Origin of the sequence: Desulfonatronospira sp. MSAO_Bac3 (assembly GCF_003838035.1) — a bacterium.
In the GTDB taxonomy this organism is placed as follows: Bacteria; Desulfobacterota; Desulfovibrionia; order Desulfovibrionales; family Desulfonatronovibrionaceae; genus Desulfonatronospira; species Desulfonatronospira thiodismutans.
In genome coordinates this window covers 1-1,922 of record NZ_QYZY01000154.1, presented here as the reverse complement: position 1 = coordinate 1,922, position 1,922 = coordinate 1, and the positions used below count along the sequence as shown (strand labels likewise).

Genomic DNA, 1,922 nt, shown 5'->3' with positions numbered 1-1,922 from the left:
CTTTCCGGCGGTCAAAGTTGCCTATGATCAGTGACTTTTTAATGGTCAGATCATCCCATGCCGGCTGAACCCCGATTTCCCGGTAGTACTTGGCGGCCTCTATTTTAGTGGGGTCCTTTATTTTTTCCCCCATGTGGGCGTCATCGCCCATAAATACCAGAAGGGGCCTCTGGGACCTGCTCCTGGACTTGTTCTGGCGGTTGATGACATTGACCAGGAACTCGGTATATTCCCTGGACTGGGGGTTCCACACTTCGTAACCGTCTATGTCGTAGTCACAAAGCAGTATGGGCCAGAACTGTTCAGGGTGGGGCACAACTATACCGCATCCCAGGCTTCTGGCCTCTTCAATGACTTCAGAGGTGCGGTAGAAGTATTCCAGGCTGAAGTTGGCCTTGACGATTTTTTTCACGGATTTGACGAACACCTGGACCCTGTTGATGAACTGGTCGGGGTAAAGGTGTCTCTGGCCGTCAATAAAGTCCCGCAGCAGCTTGTTTTTAAAAAAATCCCTGGAGATGGAGTTCTCATGCTCCTGAAGAAGGCGGTATAGTTTGTAGGTCTGAACCCTGGCGAAATGGACCACTTCTTCCCCGACTCCGGTGCCTTCGGCGGCCAACTGCAGATAGTCTTCCCACTTGGGATCCATGAAAGTGTCCAGAAGTTCAAAAAGCTGGCTGGAGCGGTATTCGTACGTATGGTTGAGCATTGATTTCAGAACGCCCGCCCTGTCAGGGTCTTGAAGCCTGCAGTGCAGCAGAAGCTGCACCTTGCGCTGAAATCCCCTGGAATAGCAGTCAATCTCCGCACCATGGTATTGGTCGTCGTAAGTCAGAAGCTCGTTGTGCTGGGTGGGGATGATGAGTTCCTGTTCCTTGTTGGGGAAGGTGTTTTCAATCCTTTTTTTGATGAGCTCCATGGGGATATATTCCGGGTGCCAGTGCACAGCCAGGACCGTCTTCTGATGGGGTTGCTGCTTGACGGGCATGATGATTTTGTGCATCTCTTCAGGAGTTATCTGGACGCAGACAATCTCGGACAGGATTCTCTGATCCATTTCCGTGATGTCCGGCACCGCAGTCCCTGGATCCTGCTTGAGTTCATCCCCCTCGTAATGTGTTTGTTCCATATCGGTTTTCATGGGCTGTCTACTTGTATCGCTTGTGGCAGTCTTTCTGCAGCTGGTTCACTTCCTGAGCCTTGTGCATTAATTCCCGGGGATCATTTTGCCTGAAGGCCTCCTGCATCTCCCATACTCTGTCCATGTATTCCTGGTAATACTCGTCTCCATACCCGGGGAATTCAACCATGGCCTGAGAATCGTTTATAAAGGAGTCCATTTCCTTTTGTGTGGGCAACTGGTAATTGGCCGCGTTTCGCAGGATACTGGCAAATGTTTTTTTCATTCTTTTCTTCAAGGTCTTGTAGCCGGTCTTGCTCCTGGAAGGTCCTGCAGTGCCGGGGGTCTGGACAGGTGCTGCACCAGCCTCATCAGCTTGTGTTTTGTCTTTAACACTGGTGTCCATAATACCCCGGAAGGCAGTCCTGACCCTGTTTTTAAGTTCTGATCGTTTAAGTTTTGCCCCGGCCTTGAGCTGCTTCAGTGCGTTTTTTCTGCCTTTCTTTTTTTTAGGCAGGCCATTTGATTCATTTCCGGGCCTGGTTTGCTCCACACTGACCTTGAGGGTCAGATTGTCACCTCTTGGATAAAACGAGCATTTCAGTTTGCGGATGCTGTCCCAGTCGATTTTTTCGCCCTGCAGCACTACCTCCCTGTTTTCCAGGGCTGCGGACAGTTCTGCCAGGAAATTTGAAGCCTCCTCCAGGCTCAGACTTTGAGAGAACTTTTTACCCTTGCTCATGCTTCTCCCTGGTTAAAAATTTCAATGTCTACTCATTATTCTTTGTGTCTGCTCTGATTT

The 1,922-nt window shown here is 50.1% G+C and carries 2 protein-coding genes; both read right to left on the bottom strand.

Annotated features, from left to right (window positions below; genetic code table 11):
• The coding region (locus D5S03_RS05325) for a hypothetical protein (protein ID WP_287042899.1) at positions 1–1,141 on the bottom strand (1,141 nt) is incomplete at its 3' end.
• A gap of 7 nt (positions 1,142–1,148) precedes the next feature.
• On the bottom strand, positions 1,149–1,862 hold the full coding sequence (locus tag D5S03_RS05320; protein ID WP_287042897.1) for a GAK system XXXCH domain-containing protein: 714 nt from the start codon (positions 1,860–1,862) through the stop codon (positions 1,149–1,151).
• Positions 1,863–1,922: the final 60 nt, after the last annotated feature.